This is a genomic window from Vibrio satsumensis, assembly GCF_050337435.1.
Lineage (GTDB): Bacteria > Pseudomonadota > Gammaproteobacteria > Enterobacterales > Vibrionaceae > Vibrio > Vibrio satsumensis.
This window is the reverse complement of record NZ_JAKJSX010000013.1, coordinates 34,247-50,369: the sequence shown is the minus strand read 5'-3', so window position 1 is coordinate 50,369 and position 16,123 is coordinate 34,247. Positions and strand designations below refer to the sequence as shown.

At 44.1% G+C, this 16,123-nt stretch carries 11 protein-coding genes; all 11 read left to right on the top strand.

Annotation, left to right across the window (positions count from 1 at the left end; translation table 11 throughout):
• Positions 1-35 precede the first annotated feature (35 nt).
• Genes L4C44_RS17230 through L4C44_RS17180 form a run of 11 tightly spaced genes read left to right on the top strand, consistent with a single transcriptional unit; the run spans position 36 to position 16,045 of the window.
• The gene (locus tag L4C44_RS17230; RefSeq protein WP_428805464.1) at positions 36-974 is read left to right on the top strand and encodes a type VI secretion system baseplate subunit TssG; all 939 of its coding nucleotides are present in this window, start codon (positions 36-38) and stop codon (positions 972-974) included.
• A 40-nt stretch (positions 975-1,014) separates the two neighbouring features.
• Positions 1,015-3,627 carry a type VI secretion system ATPase TssH gene (tssH, locus tag L4C44_RS17225; RefSeq protein WP_428805463.1) on the top strand — a complete coding sequence of 871 codons (2,613 nt, stop codon included), beginning with the start codon at positions 1,015-1,017 and terminating at the stop codon, positions 3,625-3,627.
• 10 nt (positions 3,628-3,637) lie between these two features.
• Positions 3,638-6,205, top strand: a complete 2,568-nt coding sequence (locus L4C44_RS17220; protein WP_428805462.1) for an MFS transporter — start codon at positions 3,638-3,640, stop codon at positions 6,203-6,205.
• Positions 6,202-7,200 carry an ABC transporter substrate-binding protein gene (locus L4C44_RS17215; RefSeq protein ID WP_428805461.1) on the top strand — a complete coding sequence of 333 codons (999 nt, stop codon included), beginning with the start codon at positions 6,202-6,204 and terminating at the stop codon, positions 7,198-7,200. The genes L4C44_RS17220 and L4C44_RS17215 overlap by 4 nt, the downstream gene beginning before the upstream one ends.
• Positions 7,187-7,915, top strand: coding sequence for a type 2 periplasmic-binding domain-containing protein (locus L4C44_RS17210; protein WP_146489968.1), 729 nt, complete (start codon positions 7,187-7,189; stop codon positions 7,913-7,915). The genes L4C44_RS17215 and L4C44_RS17210 overlap by 14 nt, the downstream gene beginning before the upstream one ends.
• Positions 7,916-7,918: 3 nt before the next feature.
• Complete coding sequence (locus L4C44_RS17205) at positions 7,919-8,866, top strand: FHA domain-containing protein (protein ID WP_428805460.1); 948 nt, start codon at positions 7,919-7,921, stop codon at positions 8,864-8,866.
• Positions 8,863-9,351, top strand: coding sequence for a type VI secretion system lipoprotein TssJ (tssJ, locus tag L4C44_RS17200; protein ID WP_428805459.1), 489 nt, complete (start codon positions 8,863-8,865; stop codon positions 9,349-9,351). Before L4C44_RS17205 ends, tssJ begins: the two co-directional genes overlap by 4 nt.
• Positions 9,352-9,392: 41 nt before the next feature.
• Positions 9,393-10,724, top strand: a complete 1,332-nt coding sequence (gene tssK, locus L4C44_RS17195) for a type VI secretion system baseplate subunit TssK (protein WP_428805458.1) — start codon at positions 9,393-9,395, stop codon at positions 10,722-10,724.
• Positions 10,724-11,926 carry a type IVB secretion system protein IcmH/DotU gene (icmH, locus tag L4C44_RS17190; RefSeq protein ID WP_428805457.1) on the top strand — a complete coding sequence of 401 codons (1,203 nt, stop codon included), beginning with the start codon at positions 10,724-10,726 and terminating at the stop codon, positions 11,924-11,926. The genes tssK and icmH overlap by 1 nt, the downstream gene beginning before the upstream one ends.
• A 2-nt stretch (positions 11,927-11,928) precedes the next feature.
• Entirely contained in the window at positions 11,929-15,321 is a 3,393-nt protein-coding gene (gene tssM / locus L4C44_RS17185) for a type VI secretion system membrane subunit TssM (protein WP_428805456.1), read from the top strand.
• Positions 15,311-16,045: a protein kinase domain-containing protein gene (locus tag L4C44_RS17180; protein ID WP_428805455.1), complete on the top strand. Its 735-nt coding sequence runs from the start codon at positions 15,311-15,313 to the stop codon at positions 16,043-16,045. The genes tssM and L4C44_RS17180 overlap by 11 nt, the downstream gene beginning before the upstream one ends.
• Positions 16,046-16,123: the final 78 nt, after the last annotated feature.

Genomic DNA, 16,123 nt, shown 5'->3' with positions numbered 1-16,123 from the left:
GAAAATAACCAGCGCTTAGGCTATAAGGGAGATATATGAAGCCTTTCATCAAAGACCTAGCCGCTCAGCCTGAAAAGTACGACTTCTCTCAGGCAATGAGGCTATTGGAGCAGCTTCAGTCCCAAAGTAGCGCGCCGATACAGATCCAATTGAAATCGGAGGCGATGCCGACTGGCAACCCTCAAGAGATCCAATACTTCTCGTTAAAGGGAAACAAAGCCAAACTCAGATTAGCAAAACAAGCGCTCTCGGGCGTTAAAGGCGTGATACCTAATTACATATACGAAGAGTTGTTAGCCGCGATCCACAATGAAGATCATTCGCTGCAAGATTTTCTGGATGTGTTCAACCAGCGACACTATGAGATTACCTATCGAACCAATGCACGGCGTTGGTTATTAGTAGAAAGCGAGCAAAGCCCGAAAAAAACGGCCTTGTTAAACCACTTTGCAGCGCTTGGGAAAGAGCACTCAGAGTACCTGCAATACTCGCTTCTTTTGAGCCAGCAAAGTCGCAGTCTGACCGCATTGAAGAAGATCCTTAATGACTATTTCCCCTATGCCATCGACGTTGAATGCAAAGCGTTTGAAAGACGTTTATTGCCAGCAGACTCGCTAACTCGTATTGGTACCGAACGTGATTTCAATAGTCGCTTAGGTCAAGGCTTTTTAGTCGGGAGAACCTGTCTCGCTCACTTCAATAATCTGAATATTTTTGTGACTCCGAAAAACCGTACCGAGTTTCTCGAAATACAACAAGATGACCAATTTGCAAAAGCTGTGTTGTCTTTGACTCAGCACTATTTAAAAGACAGTACGCCTGTTGCCATTTATCTGAACGTCAAACGTTCATATTTAACCAAACCCCGTTTATCAAGCAAGGTTTCTATAGCCGCTCGTTTAGGTGAAATTGACTACCTTGCACCTGAGCGTAACCCCAATGAAACCGTAAAAATTTTGCTTTGTAGTTCATAAATACGGAATGTGTAGATTATAGAGATACAAGGAATTGACTATGACACAAGTAACTCTCACTAACTTAGTAGGAAAGCTATCTCCCGAACTGAAGCAAGCGTTGGAAGCGTCTGCGGGCGCGGCGATGAACCAAGGTGTTGGAGCGATAGAAACAGAACACTGGATCCTTCAGCTTGTTTCCCAAAAAGATCCGAAGTTAATGGCGTTGTGCGAATCTCAAAAGCTGTCATTAGACGCCTTAGTGAATGAACTGACAAAGAAAATATCCATGTTGCCTAAAGGCAATGAAGGTCAACCAACATTAAGTCACAGCTTAACTGAGTTAATCAAAGATGCTTGGATGATCGCGTCCGTAAACTACGGCCACGGTGAGATAGTCAGCTTGCACCTTATTCAAGCTTTGATGCAACAGAATGTATTGGGTGTGAGTACCCTACAGCTTGAAGCATTAAGCAGCGTGTCACTCGAATCTCTGCAAGGCCTGATCAAGAAAACCCCGATCGCACGTAACACAGCCGCGCCTTCTGCCAATGGTTCTGTCGATACCACACCCGCAGGTAACGACGCACTTAGCAAATACACGGTCAACCTGACTCAACAAGCGATTGACGGCAACATAGATCCTATTTCTGGCCGTAATGCCGAAGTAAGAAAAGCGATTGATATCTTGTGTCGTAAGCGCCAAAACAACCCGATTATGGTCGGTGAACCCGGCGTAGGTAAAACCGCTGTTGTTGAAGGCTTAGCGTTAAGAATCGCAGCGGACGAAGTCCCTAGTGCTCTGCAAGGCGTTCAAATCCACTCTTTAGACCTTGGTTTACTGCAAGCTGGTGCGAGCGTTAAAGGTGAGTTTGAAAACCGCTTAAAAGACGTCATCAACGAGGTAAAAAGCTCAGAAGTACCGATCATTGTATTTATCGATGAAGCCCACACCCTTATTGGTGCAGGCGGCGCTGCCGGACAAAACGACGCGGCAAATCTTCTAAAACCCGCATTAGCGCGTGGTGAATTCAAAACAATCGCTGCGACAACATGGGCGGAATACAAAAAGTACTTCGAAAAAGATCCTGCCCTGACACGTCGATTCCAAGTCGTCACCATTGAAGAGCCTAACGCCGAAGATGCAATGCAAATGCTGCGTGGTGTGGCTGCTTCATTGCAAGCTCACCATGGCGCTTTTATTGCTGAATCCGCAATTGAAGCCGCGGTCAACTTATCGATCCGTTACCTTCCAAGTCGCCAGCTACCCGACAAAGCAATCAGCCTGCTTGACACCGCCAGCGCCCGAATTGCCTTAACACAAGGTGCAAAACCCGAAGTACTGGAAACACTTGAACAGACTATTCGTTATCAAGAAAACGAGAAAGCTGCACTAGAGAAAGAAGATGCCCTATTCTCAAACAGCGCTGAAATAATCGAAGAACTGACACAATCAATCGAAGAGAATCAACAGGCACTAGCGGCATATTACACGCGCTGGGAAAAAGAGATTGAATTAGTTGACCAAATTAAAACGGTTCAGCAAGAGATCACGGAAGAGCAGAAACAAGATGCCGTCGATGCCACTAAACAGAAACAACTCGATACTCTGAGAACCGAATTAGCAGAACTACAAGGTGAAGAGCCGTTAGTTTATGCGATGGTTGACGACAACACCATCGCACAAGTGATTGCCAATTGGACGGGTATTCCAGTTGGTAACATGATGAGTGACGAAATCGCTAAGTTGCTTACCTTAGAGGACGAGCTCAATACCCGAGTCATTGGTCAAGATGTTGCTAAGAATGAACTTGCTAAAGCGATTCGTATATCCCGCGCGGGTTTAACCGACAATCGTAAACCTATCGGCGTGTTTTTAATGTGTGGTCCAAGTGGTGTGGGTAAAACCGAAACCGCCATGGCACTCGCGGAGCAACTGTACGGAGGTAGCAACGACCTTACTGTAATCAACATGACCGAGTTTAAGGAAGAGCATAAGATCTCTATGTTGCTTGGCTCACCAGCGGGTTACGTCGGCTTTGGTGAAGGTGGTGTACTAACAGAAGCGATTCGACGCAATCCTTACTCAGTGCTGCTGCTAGATGAAATGGAGAAAGCGCACCCTGGCGTGCATGACCTGTTTTACCAAATCTTCGATAAAGGCCATATCAAAGACAGCGAAGGCCGAACGGTTGATTTCAAAAACACCATTATCATCATGACTTCGAATGCCGCTGATCAAGCTATCTGTGATGTCTGTGCTAAGACTACAGACCGCATAGACAACGACGAGCTACTGGAGGCGATTCGCCCCGACTTGCAACAGTACTTTAAGCCCGCTTTCTTAGGCCGAACCACGATTGTCCCGTACTACCCGCTTAATGATGAAGAACTAGCGAAGATCACTGAGCTATCACTTAATCGCATCAAGAAGAAGCTGGCAGAGCAATATCAAGCGTCGTTCACATGGGATGCTGACTTCATTCAGTTTGTGGTGGATCGCAATACAGACCCAACAACGGGTGGCCGTGCTGTCGAGCAAATCATTAACCGCTCTCTGATGCCGAGGTTGGCTGAAGAGTGTATCGGGCGTCTAAGCCGCAGCGAACCGATTACTCATGTGTCGGTCAGCGCGACAAACGATAGCGCCGATTTCGATTTAACGATTAAATAGGCCTTAGTTAATGAGCAGTAAGACCAGCCAAACCTTGACCAAACCTTCATTACTTAACTTGTCGCTTCGGGTTAAGTTGATGTTTGCCATCATGGCGGTCTTACTGTTCTCGATAGCGTTAAACGCCACACTGAACTATTTCAACTTTGAGAAAAGACTGACTGAAACATCTGATTCTATCTATGAGATAGTCTTGGAGGAGACTCATAACGATATTAACCAAGCGATCAGCCTAGGCTTACCTCTGTCTGCCATCTCCAATATTCAGAATATGCTAGATCGCCGCCTCCAAATTGTTGATGGTATTACTGCTTTGGTGGTTGTCTCTACCTCTGGAGAACAACTGTTTGGTACCGGAGAAGGAACTCAGCAAAGTGATCGTCAGCTATCACTTGATATCACCAACTCTTTTGGCTTAGTCGAGGGTCAAGTAAAACTCTACTACTCCACCACTCTATTAGAGCAGCAAAAGACCTTCTTACTTAAACTTCAGTTTCTCTATTCTGCAATTTGGATTCTGCTTTCGTGTTTAGTGGCGTTTGTCGCGTTGAAATACCTATTGGAAGGTATTGTTGGTAGAGTAAAAAGTGCAACCGCCATCTTTGAGTCTGAGCCCGGTTCAGATGAGTTGCTGCCAACGATCACACAAGCTCACAAAGCGCTTCAATCTCCGAACTCGTTATCTAAGTTTGAGAAGTTTAAAAACAAACACTTTCCCGTGTTTATTATCTCCCTCGCAATCTTGCTTACCATCATCGCCAACTTAGGGGTTTCATACCAATCTCTCGATAAGTTTTCTCAGATATACGAAATCAAGCTTGAACAAAAATCGAACCTAATTGGCGATTCGTTAAATCAAATGATAAAGGGACTACTTGATACGGGAGTTCCTGACGACAGACTGTATGGCTTAGAAGAGGAGTTTGCGTTCTTCGTCGATCATCACAGCGAGATTCTATCTATTAACTTTCAAGGGCAATCTGGAACAACGTATCGCTACCCTGAGGTTTATGTTGAGCACCCTTCTATTCGCGAGTCTACTTTCACGCTCAATAACAGCCACACAATTCAGTTGAATGTTACGACTGACAACAATTTGATCATCAACCTGCTCAAAGAGAGCGTCATGGATATGATTACCGTGTTGGTTGCCTCTTGCCTTGTCGTGGCCGAAATCATTCTGTTCATGTGTAACTTCATGATCATCTCACCTTGGAATCAGGTAAAGCGTGTCTTTATGCTGGTCAACAGAGACATTGTGAATCACCTTGCTAAGATCTCGACTCGAGATGAGATTGGTAAACTGCTCAATCTTACCAACCAAGCGATCACCAAACTGAATCCCAACCAACCATCTCAAGATATTGATAAACAAGATTTTCGATTCATTCGCTTGCCGCTATTTTTATTAGTGTTCTCTGAAGCCTCTTCGCTGGCATTCTTTCCAACGTTTGTCTCTTCATTAGAAAATACCACTGGCTGGATACCTGAAAATCTAGTGACCAGTTTACCTATTTCCTTGTTCATGCTGTGCTGGGCAATCTCACTGCCATTCGCAGGCTATTGGTCAGACAAAGTAGGCAGAAGGCACTCGTTAATTACGGGTGGACTCATTACGTGTATCGGCTTAGTGGCTACCGCTTCCATTCAATCACTGGAATTGTTGTTGATCGCTCGTGCCTTTACCGCGGTTGGTTACGGCATCGTGTTTATTTCAGCTCAGGGTTATGTATCTGATACCACCAATGACTCGAACCGGACAAAAGGTATGGCGACCTTCCTGTCGTCGTTCTTCTCGGGCTCTCTATGCGGCGCTGCGATAGGTGGGATCCTTGCGGAAAAACTCGGCTATTCAGAAACCTTTATGCTAGCTGGATTGTTAGCCACGCTAAGCGTGCTGTTGGTTTATGTATTCTTTGAAAAGTCCAACAGCAGTAATTCAAGTAAACCCGTTAAGTTGCAAGACTTCAAACTACTGTTGAGCAACAAGTACTTCGCATTAATTACTGTCTTCAGCGCAATTCCTGCAAAGATTGTTCTAACAGGCTTCCTTTATTACATCTGCCCTGTTTACCTTCAGTTTCTTGGGGAAAGTAGCTCTGTATCGGGACGCGTAATAATGGCTTATGGCCTCGCGATCATTCTAATTTCACCGTTGAGTGCCATTTTAGTCGACAAGCTCAAAAACAAAATGGCGTTTATCTTCATTGGTGGACTACTGTCTGCGCTCGCCCTACTCAACTTCTACTTCTTCCAAGGTACATTGGGGCTGCTTCTGATCGTTATTATCATTGGTATTGCACACGGCATCTGTGTTTCTCCTCAAATACCTTTAGTCATCGACCTACTTTCTGGACAAGGTATCGAGAAAGGTAAAATCATCGGTATCTTTAGGCTTACAGAGCGTATCGGTAATATCGCAGGGCCAATGTTAGCCGGCGTGAGCTTAAGTATTTTCGGTTACGACCAAACCATTATTATATTTGGCGCTTCCCTGCTCGTAAGCTCATTAAGCTTGATTCTATTCTTCTCAATCTTTTTAAAGGCTGACAAACATAAGCTAGGAGTTCAATCATGAAAATGATCGTATTCATTCTAAGCTTTATTCTGATAATTCCTGCAGCGTTCGCTAATAGGGATGAAAAACACGTCATTCTCTTATTGTGGCGGGGAGTGACAGATGCTGAGCAAGGCTTCATGGACTATTTATCTCAGCATGTGGATGTGCGATTCACGATATTAGATGCCAACAGAGATAAGGCAGCACTCAAGCAACACATCAAAGATTTAGAATATAAAAACGCAGATCTTATCTATTCATTTGGTACCACTATCACACTGAATTTATTGGGTACTTACTCCAAACCTAGTGATTTTAGAACAAACAATACGACACCAGTCGTGTTTAGTATTGTTACCGACCCCGTCGGTTCTAATTTAATTTCTGATTTATCTTCGAAAGATAGAAATTTTACGGGTGTCTCACATATTGTCCCTCATGAAATACAGTTCAAAGCCATTGATAAACTGAATAACATTTCTAGTCTTGGGGTTATCTATAACGCTGATGAAAATAATTCGGTTATCACCGCAAATAAAATGATGGAGTTATCGGAAATTTATAATAAGCGTGTTATGTTGTACCCATTAAACATTGATAAAAGTAAGTCAAACAGCGACTTAATTAACCTCACGATAAATAATATGAAACGTGATGGTGTCGATATGGCTTACTTACCCCCTGATTCATACATCATCACCCAAGGAGGGGAAGTCGTATCAGGGTTACATTCGAAGGGTATCCCAACATTCTCGGCCACTGAGAGCCCGATAAGAAAGCATAAAGCCTTGTTTGGTATCGTGAGTCGTTACTACAACGTTGGTCAATTTGCGGGATACAAAGCGAAGAACATTTTGAAAGGAACTCAAAAAGCTTCAGACATACCAATAGAGTCACTCAGCCAATATTCTTATATTGTAAATATCGAAGCCGCACAGAAGCTCGACTATTACCCGCCAGTGTCTATATTGAAAATCTCTGAAGTGATAGGAAACTCTAATGATGTTAACTAGAGCCTCTACCATCAGATTATCGTTAGCCACTCTTATCCTCTCGGCATCTTGGTCGATGAGCGCTTTCGCTCAACTTAAAATTGGGCCATCAAGGCTGTTACTGACCACTCAAGATTGGCCGCCCTACCAAAGTTATGAAAACGCTACGATGCAAGGCATTGCTCTAGACAAAGTGAAGTGTGCCTTGGGCAAAATGGGACAACCTTACCAGCTCACAATGACCACTTGGTCTGATGCACAGTTGCGCGTTCATAGTGGTAGTCAGCATGGATTTTTCGTTGCGACACAAACATCAGAACGTGATGAGTATGCGACGCTTTCAGCGCCAATCGCTAAACAAACTTTGAATTGGTATTTTGGTCCAGGAGTGGAGCCGAAGGTTGATGAATTGTCAAAGTTAAACCTCAACTTTTCTGCCAAATTTGGCTCAAACAAATGGTTTTGGCTAAAACGTAACGGATTTAACGTCGTTAAGCAGCCACGAGATGCTAAAGTATTACTAAGACTTTTAAAACAAAGGGAAATTGATGTTGTTTTAGAAGATGAGTTGGTATTCAAACGAGAGCTAGAACATGCCTCTCTACCACTCGATTACTTCAATTCGACGAACTTAGATACCAAGGATATGGGGGTCTACTTTTCGAATCGATTTCTTAAAACCTACTCAGGTTTCCTAGACAGTTTTAACACAGCCATATCCAAGTGCAAGGAGTAGCCATTGTCGATCAGTGTCCACATGATTTCTGTACCTGCTGAAGAGGTTGTTTCCTCTAGAGTGTCGTATCTGCCAGAAAGTGGCGGAAGTTTAGGTCGTTCTCCGTCATGTGATATTGCGCTTCCAGACCAAACAAAATGGATTTCCCGTACTCACTGTCAACTGTACCCAACAGACCGCGGTTACGTGATCAAAGACATCAGTAACAATGGTGTTTCGTTAAACGACAAATCACTGGCAAAAGAGAAAGAGTACGTTATTACTGATGGCGACATCATCAAACTAGGAGGTTACACGCTGCTGGTTAGCCTATTAAGTACCCCTAAGGTTGAGTCACCGAACAACAAACAGGATGACACTTTCATAGAACCTTTCAATTTAAAACTGGATGACAGCGACACTGACTTTCTCGATGAAGCACTAGAAGTTGCATCGACAAAAAAAGCATCAAACTTCTCTTCAAAAAATGTGTTGAGTGATGACCCGTTCTCTTCTGACCCATTTGAGGATCTGGACGATGAACAAGTTGTTCCCAACATTGAAGTGGACGAAATCGCTCATGGTGACACCAGCACCCTATCCTCTGCAGAGTTAGAGTATTTGCCAGTCAATATCGAGAACAACACTCGAATTGAAGAATCAATCGACAAGCTCATTACCCTAACCGAGAAAAATCAGCAGTATTTACAAAATCCACAACTGCAGCAAAAAGCCTTATTTGATGCGTTAGAGCAAACGGTTGATCAGTTCTTAAACGAATTTGCACCAACGCAGCTTGAGAGCCAATTTAGCGAATACGTAAGTAGCGGCATTTTTAGCAATAAAGATAAAAAGTATTGGAAGATCTATCGTAAACACTTCCAACACCGCCAAGACAACGGAGATTTCAGACGTCAGTTCAAAGCACTGTTTATGGAGAACATGCAAAAGCAAAGTGAGGAGAGAGAATGAAAAGGCTCATACTCTTATCCCTTTGTTTACTCGTCGCAGCATGCTCGTCATCGGACCCTGTTCCGGTTGTGACTCAACACTCGCTGACGGTAAAAGCAGACGCGACAATCAACCAATACAACGACGATCAAGCCAACCCAGTTGTGGTTAGGCTTTACCAACTAACGGATCAACAGCTGTTCAAGCAGCTGCCATTTATTGATTTATACAATAATGACTTGCAGTTGCTCGCGGCAAACTTGGTTTCAAAACAGGTGTTACCTATCGTATTGCCAAACTCTGAACAAGCGGTGACGTTAGATATCAATAAGAACACGCAATACATTGCAGCACTGGTCGAATTTGCAGATTACCAAGATGGCACAACCAAAGCCGTCCTCATGATGCCCTCCGATCCAGAGCAAACTTTAGAGTTAACGATTACAGGGAAGAAAGCAGAGCTAGCCGTAATACAGCCAGACTCTAGCTGGTGGCAAATCTTTTAGTAAAACAGCCAACCAATAAAAATTATAGAAAAGGATTTTACGTGGACGCTTTCAAAAAAGTAGTGTGGCAAGAAGGGATGTTCATTGCGCCTCAGCACTTTCAGCAGCAAGACCGCTATGTGCAAAACTACATTCGTCAGAATATTGAAACACTGGCTGGGTTTGCCCCTTTCTTTGGCATCACCGAGTTAGTACTTAACCATGATCTATTAAAGATCGGTAAACTCTCTATCCCGAGCTGTTCCGGCGTGTTCCCTGATGGAACTCAGTTTAATCTCAAGCAAGAAATCGTTGTCGATATCCCACAAGGCACTATCGAAACCGTGGTCTATCTTGCACTGCCAATCTCTTTGCAAGGTAACAATGATTACAGCGAAGATGGTCAAGAGCAAAGCCGTTACATCACTCGTTCAATCAATGTTTTCGATACCTCAACCTCAGAAAACGCCAGCGTCGAAGTTGATGTCGCACAACTCAACATCGGCCTCAAGTTCGCTGGAGAAGACACCTCTGGTTTTACCCTAATTCCAGTCGCTAAGATCCTAGAAATCAGCGATTCCGACGAAGTGATGTTGGATCGTGCCTTTATTCCAGCTTGTTTGCACTATGGCGCGTCGACGCTGCTTAGCGAACGAGTAAAAGAGATTCATGCACTGGTAAGTAACCGTGCTCAAAACCTTTTGAAACGCATCGAAGCTGGCCAAGAGCAGAAAAGCCCGCAGTCTATGATGCAAGACTTCCTTTGGCTGCAAACGCTCAACACGTGGTTACCGTGGTTCGAACTAACCATTAGTAACACCAAATACCCAACTCACGAGCTATATTCAAAGCTAAAGCAGTTTGAAGCTCAGGTGATGGCGCTAACACCAGCGATCCCCGCTCAGTGTCAGCCTCTAAAATACGATAAGCTTTACGACAACTTTAACCCACTGTTTTCGAGCTTAAGAAACCTGCTGACTCTCGTCCAACAAGATTCTGTCATCGAGTTCAAATGGGACATATCTCTGTTTGAAAAACGCCGCTTACTTCGCACCCTTATCAAAGATCCAAGCAGCGTGTACAACCGTCGATTCGTTCTAAGTGTGAAATCCGATATCAGTAGTACAGAGTTAAATGAACTGTTCCCTACTTCCGCTAAGCTCAGCAGTAACAACAAGATTGTGGAACTGGTTCGAAGCTCCCTTTCTGGTATCTCATTAACCCCACTGCCTATTGCGCCAAGTGAGCTTAAACCGATGCAAGGTGTCGCTTATTTTGAGGTCGATACCAAAGACAGAAACTGGCTCGATATGCTCGACACTCGCGATGCCATTGCGCTGCATGTTGATGCTCGGATACCAACTCTCGAAGTTGTTCTTTACGCGTTGAGATAATGGCTATGGATTATTTAGACGAAGAAACACTGGTCATCGATAAAGCGTCAAAAGGCTCTGCCAATACAGAGTCTGACCAGGCTTTCTCTAAATTAGTCGCGGTGCACTCCACCAGCGCTCAAGAAGAGTTTCTGCGTCACTTTGATAAAGCAGAGAATCAACTGATCAATATCAGCAGTGATTTACTGACCAAAACACTCAAGATCTCAACCTTATCTGAACCAGATGACTTAACCGTTTTCCGTGAGCAATTTATTCAGGGTATTAACGATATCAAAGCTCAAGCGACCGAGTTAACCTACCCTGTTGCTGTTATTGATAAGCTCTGCTTTTTGTATGCCGTGGTGATTGATGAGTTCATCATTTATACCGAGTGGGGAGAGAAACGAGGCTGGGAAAATAAAACCCTACTGAGTGAACTATTTGGTATGCGTAACGGTGGTGAGCTGTTCTTCTCTGTTGCCGAAAAAGCAGCAAGACAGCCTCACAAACTAATTGATCTTCTTGAGATCATTTATCTCTTCATCAATATCGGGTTCAAAGGACAATACCGTGAAGGTGGTGCTGAGCAACTAAAGGCGTTTGTCCATCAATTAGAACAAACCATCAGTCAATATCGCACCGCCAGTGGCGTTCACTGCCGCACGAAGGTAAAGCTTCCTGACGTAAGAAAACCGACTCGACGTAAACGTTACTTCATTACCAGCTTGTTCTTCTTTTGTTTGATAGCAACCAGTATCGGACTCACTGAGTTTTGGTACACCAAGACTCATAGCCAGCGAGCTCGCGATTTCACCTTTTTGCCTAACTTTAGCGAGCGCTACGTATTATCTGGTGAAGTCAAAGACATCGTATTTATTAGCCAAGACAACGATCTTGAATCACCACCTCGTCATGCAAGTAAAGCCCAAGCGGTTGAGACATCACAGGTTACCAGCCTAGCGCCAAGCACGGCCAATTGGTTGGTTCAATTAGCGACGTTCTCTAGTAAGAAAAATGCCCAAGCTTTTATCAACAATCTGTCGCCATCAGCTTATGAACCAATCATCTCGCCTTACAAGAAATACTACCGAGTGATATTGAGAGCGAACACCTCAGAAGAAGCGAGAAAAACCAAAGCATGGTATGTCGAAAACGACCAGATAAATGCCATTATCGTTCGCACTTCTGCGCATGACTTAAACAAGGAAGAGTCTAACTGATTATGCCGGATGCAAAACCAAACAAGTCAGGTAACGTAAAGAAAACGGTAGGTATCTCTGCTCTAGCCTCTGTCGCGTTTTTTACTGTCGCTTCTAGCGTCATTCTGTTAACACCCCTCAATGCATATCTGGTTTGGGCGCTTGCCACGGCTGCCATTCTATCAACCTTAGTTGGTGTCATATGCTACTGGATAGTGATTAAGCGCAGCACCAAGTCTGAGGAAGAGTCACTGGACAAAGAACTAATTCAGAAACGACAAAAGCAACTGGCTAACCATTTCAAGCGCATGATCAGTGGACAAAAACGTAAGACACGTTTAACGAGCCGCTATGACCAGCCTATCTATTTGCTGTTAAGCCAAAATCCGAACAAAGACAAAAGCATCATTACGCAAATGGGGTATGAGGCATATAAACTTGACGATTTCGGCAATGACATCGAATTCCCCATCCTATTTTGGGTTAGCGAGCATTCGATTTTAGTCTCTATCAGTATGGGTGAAGACCAACATCCCGAATATTTGAAAACACTGTGCCAATCCCTAACCGCGTGGCGACCAAGACAAGCAGCTAACGGCTTGCTGCTTACGACTGACGTGTCATCGCTATTAGAGAACAACGAGCAAATTCCCCAACAGGCTGATGAACTTAAGTCGACCATTAAGACATTTAACCAAGCGTTTGGTGTCAGCCTACCGATTTACAACGTTATCTCAAACATGGGTAGCATCAGTGATTTTTGTCAGTTCTTCTCTGCTTTTGACGAGTCAAAGAGAGACGAAGTGTTTGGCGCCACTGCCCCTTATTCTAAACACGGCGGTATCGACGCCGATTGGTTTAATGATGAATATGACCACTTAATCAGTGAACTGATTGCCAATATGAGCAATGCGCTTGCTGGGCAGTTGAATCAAGATTATCGAAACTCCATCGCGAGCGCCCCATTCCAGTTTGGTTTATTGAAACAGAACTTGTGGTTGTTTTTAAATCGCCTATATCGCGGAGAACAACTCAGTGATGCGCTTCAATTTAGAGGCTTTTACTTCACTCACGATGGTCAAAGCTCCGCACAGTCAGACTTACTAGCAAGCACTGTTTCCTATTCTGTCGGTCACGAGCATTATCAGCAAAATGAGCAAATCCCGGTAAACCAAACCTTGTTCGCTCAATACTTGATGACGCATGTGATCTTGGCGGAGCACGAACTGGTCGGTGTGAACAAACGTAAAGAAAATACTCTTCTGGTTAACCAAGTGATGTTTACGCTCTCTTGGATAGGTTTGCTCGCCGCTGTATTGCTGGTAATTAAGTTTGATTTTGATTTCCAGAATCAGCGTGAGACCAGAGCTGACGTGATGCTAGAGCGTTATAAAGAAGCGATCTCTGCATCGCCGTACGACATTGAGAACATGGCCGATAACATCCCTAATCTGTTCTCACTGCAGAGAATCTACAACCTCTACAATCAACCAGAACCTTGGTATACCTTACCGTTTATGCCTAACCCAAGTATTAGGGCAGAGGTCGAAGAGGCGTATTTCGCCGAGTTACAGCAAGTTCTAATCCCTTCAATGGAAAACACGCTGGAGAAAGATCTCTTCGTCTATGTGAACTTAGAAGATCAGTCACAAACCCTCTCTTTACTTAATAACTATCGCTTACTCTTCAGCAAAGACAGAACCAACGTACAAGAGCTTAAAAACTACTACATTCGTACGCTGCAAGATCAAGGCGAAGCCGACAGCGTCAATATTGCTCAATTCGAAGTGCTGTTGGATGACATCTTTGCCCGTAATCTGACCCCAGTTAAATCAAACCATGATTTAGAAAGTTTAGCTAAGAAAGTCATCACTCAAACCGGTATTGAGACACTGCTGTACGAACACATTCAAAGCTCACCTGATTACTCAAAACGTGTCGATATTCGTGGTGAACTGGGTGATAACTTCAATTCGGTATTTAAATTCTCACCAAGTTTCGCTGGTTACCTAGTTCCGTATATCTATACACCAACCGGCTTTAATGAACTCGACTTATCGGTGAACTCCCCAACGTTAATGTCTGCATTGCAATCTTATGAAGGCGTGGCGGGGGCGTACCCTAGCGCATTGGAGCTTCACCGTATTAGCCGAGAACTCAAGCAGACTTACCAAAACGATTACATTAACTATTGGCGTGACCTAATTCGTAATGTTGAAGTCAAAGAAGTTGCCGACCCGACACAGTTAAAAAATGCATTAACTAGCCTATCTGAAGCAAGCAATAACCCAATCGTTAGCTTGTATTCAACGATTGCTAAATACACCTATGTGGAGCTTGAAATCCCTGCAGAGGATGACAAAAAACAAGACCCTGCAAGCATGCCGATTCAAGATCCTGATAAGAAGGAATCCGCTCGTCAGATATCACTCAGCTTCCAAGCCTACAAAAAGCAAGTTACAGCTAATGACCAAGGTAAAAAGCCAATAGACAACCTACTTACAGCGTTTATCAATGCGAATAAGTGGGGAGATAAGTTCTACGAGGCCAAAGAGCCCCAGAAGGTCGCCTTTGATACGCTATCTGCGACTCTACAGGCTGGTAATCCTATTGCTACACTCGCGAACTTATCCAGCAATCACCTAGAAGTCGCAGAAGAACTGGTGAACAAGGTGGTCCACCAAAGCAATGAAACCGTGATGTCACTGGCTCATGACTATTTGAATACTGCTTGGTCGAACGAGATCTATCAGCCTTATCAACAACGTTTGGCTTCGTTTTATCCGTTCAATCGAAAATCAAAATCTGACGTGAGTGTCGCCGACGTTAAAGCCTTCTTCGTGACCAATGGAATCGTCGATAAGTTCCACCAGACTCGCCTCAATAGCTTCATCAAGAACAGTGATGAAGCGCCCTATTTGCCGGGCTTATTGCCAGGGACTGGGCTGTCGATTACACCAGACGTTTGGACAATGATGGATAAAGCGGCTGATATTAAAAGTGCCCTGTTTTTGGCCGATCCGTCGAATGTGTTGATCAATTTCCAATTGAAAGCCGTCGATATGACACCGAACATTACGGAGTTTTCCATCATCTCAGATAAGCCCATCTTCACTTACCGACACGGCCCTACGCTGTGGAGCCAACAATCATGGCAAGGTGATGCGAAGTTCATCGAAAAACTCGGTGTTCAACTCAATGCTCAAGACTCAACCATAGGCCAAGATACTGTGAAAGGTACATGGAGCTGGTTCCGCTTATTTGAGCCAAACGTGAACTTTACGTCTGCTCAAAACACCCAAGTTGAATTCGTCTATGGAGACAGTAAAGTGAAGCTCACCATCAAAACCCAAGGGCAATCAAACCCATTTGTCCCAGGGTTCTTCTCAGGGTTCTCTCTGCCAAGTGGAATTTAGTCGCTATCCGTCTAATAGCTCGCCCTCTTTACCGAGTCGAGCTAAACCCATCGAAGATGATGCCTCTTCTAACCAGACGAGTTCAACTGATGAACAGCTCAGACGTACGCTCCAAAAACATGGCTATACCGACCTTGCTCGCTTAAGCTCGCGAGTATTTAAAGCTCAACATCGTAGCTGGGGATTGGTCACCATCAAATATGCTCATGAGCTAAAACACCGCCACTATCTAAAACAAGAGGCAGAGTTTCTTTATTCCAACACTGATTTGGATACACAAGGCACTTACCCAAAATATCTCGACTACTTCTCTAACTACCAACAAGACTTTCTAGTACTTTCCCACATCAGTGGTCAAACACTGCGGGAGATACTAAACGACTCAAACCTACCTGAGTGTTCGTCTTTTCAATTTATTAGCTCACTAGAAACCGCTATAAACCAAATCCATAAACTGGGATTCGTTCACGGTGATCTCAAGCCGTCCAATGTCGTCATCAGTCAACAAGGACGGGCGCATCTTATCGACTTTGGGTCCATCACCAAAATAGGAACTGAAAGAGAAAAGCTTCGCTTTGATAGCTACACCCCTCGATATTCTAGAGAGCACACTATCACGAGCAAATTGGACGATTGGCTCGCACTTGCGGTGATATTGGAAGAACTGTCGGATATTGGAAGCTTACCGAGTCGTTATCAGATCCTTCTCAAACAGCATCGCTAACCCAACAGTATCAGCAGACACAAAAAAGCGGATGAACAATCATCCGCATTTATTCGATTTAACAGAAACTGATTGTCG

What these genes read in the sequence shown, in the direction of transcription:
- icmH (WP_428805457.1), top strand. Translation starts at nt 10,724, where the DNA reads ATGGCTATGGATTATTTAGACGAAGAAACACTGGTCATCGATAAAGCG.
- L4C44_RS17215 (WP_428805461.1), top strand. Translation starts at nt 6,202, where the DNA reads ATGAAAATGATCGTATTCATTCTAAGCTTTATTCTGATAATTCCTGCA.
- tssH (WP_428805463.1), top strand. Translation starts at nt 1,015, where the DNA reads ATGACACAAGTAACTCTCACTAACTTAGTAGGAAAGCTATCTCCCGAA.
- tssJ (WP_428805459.1), top strand. Translation starts at nt 8,863, where the DNA reads ATGAAAAGGCTCATACTCTTATCCCTTTGTTTACTCGTCGCAGCATGC.
- L4C44_RS17210 (WP_146489968.1), top strand. Translation starts at nt 7,187, where the DNA reads ATGATGTTAACTAGAGCCTCTACCATCAGATTATCGTTAGCCACTCTT.
- tssM (WP_428805456.1), top strand. Translation starts at nt 11,929, where the DNA reads ATGCCGGATGCAAAACCAAACAAGTCAGGTAACGTAAAGAAAACGGTA.
- L4C44_RS17230 (WP_428805464.1), top strand. Translation starts at nt 36, where the DNA reads ATGAAGCCTTTCATCAAAGACCTAGCCGCTCAGCCTGAAAAGTACGAC.
- L4C44_RS17220 (WP_428805462.1), top strand. Translation starts at nt 3,638, where the DNA reads ATGAGCAGTAAGACCAGCCAAACCTTGACCAAACCTTCATTACTTAAC.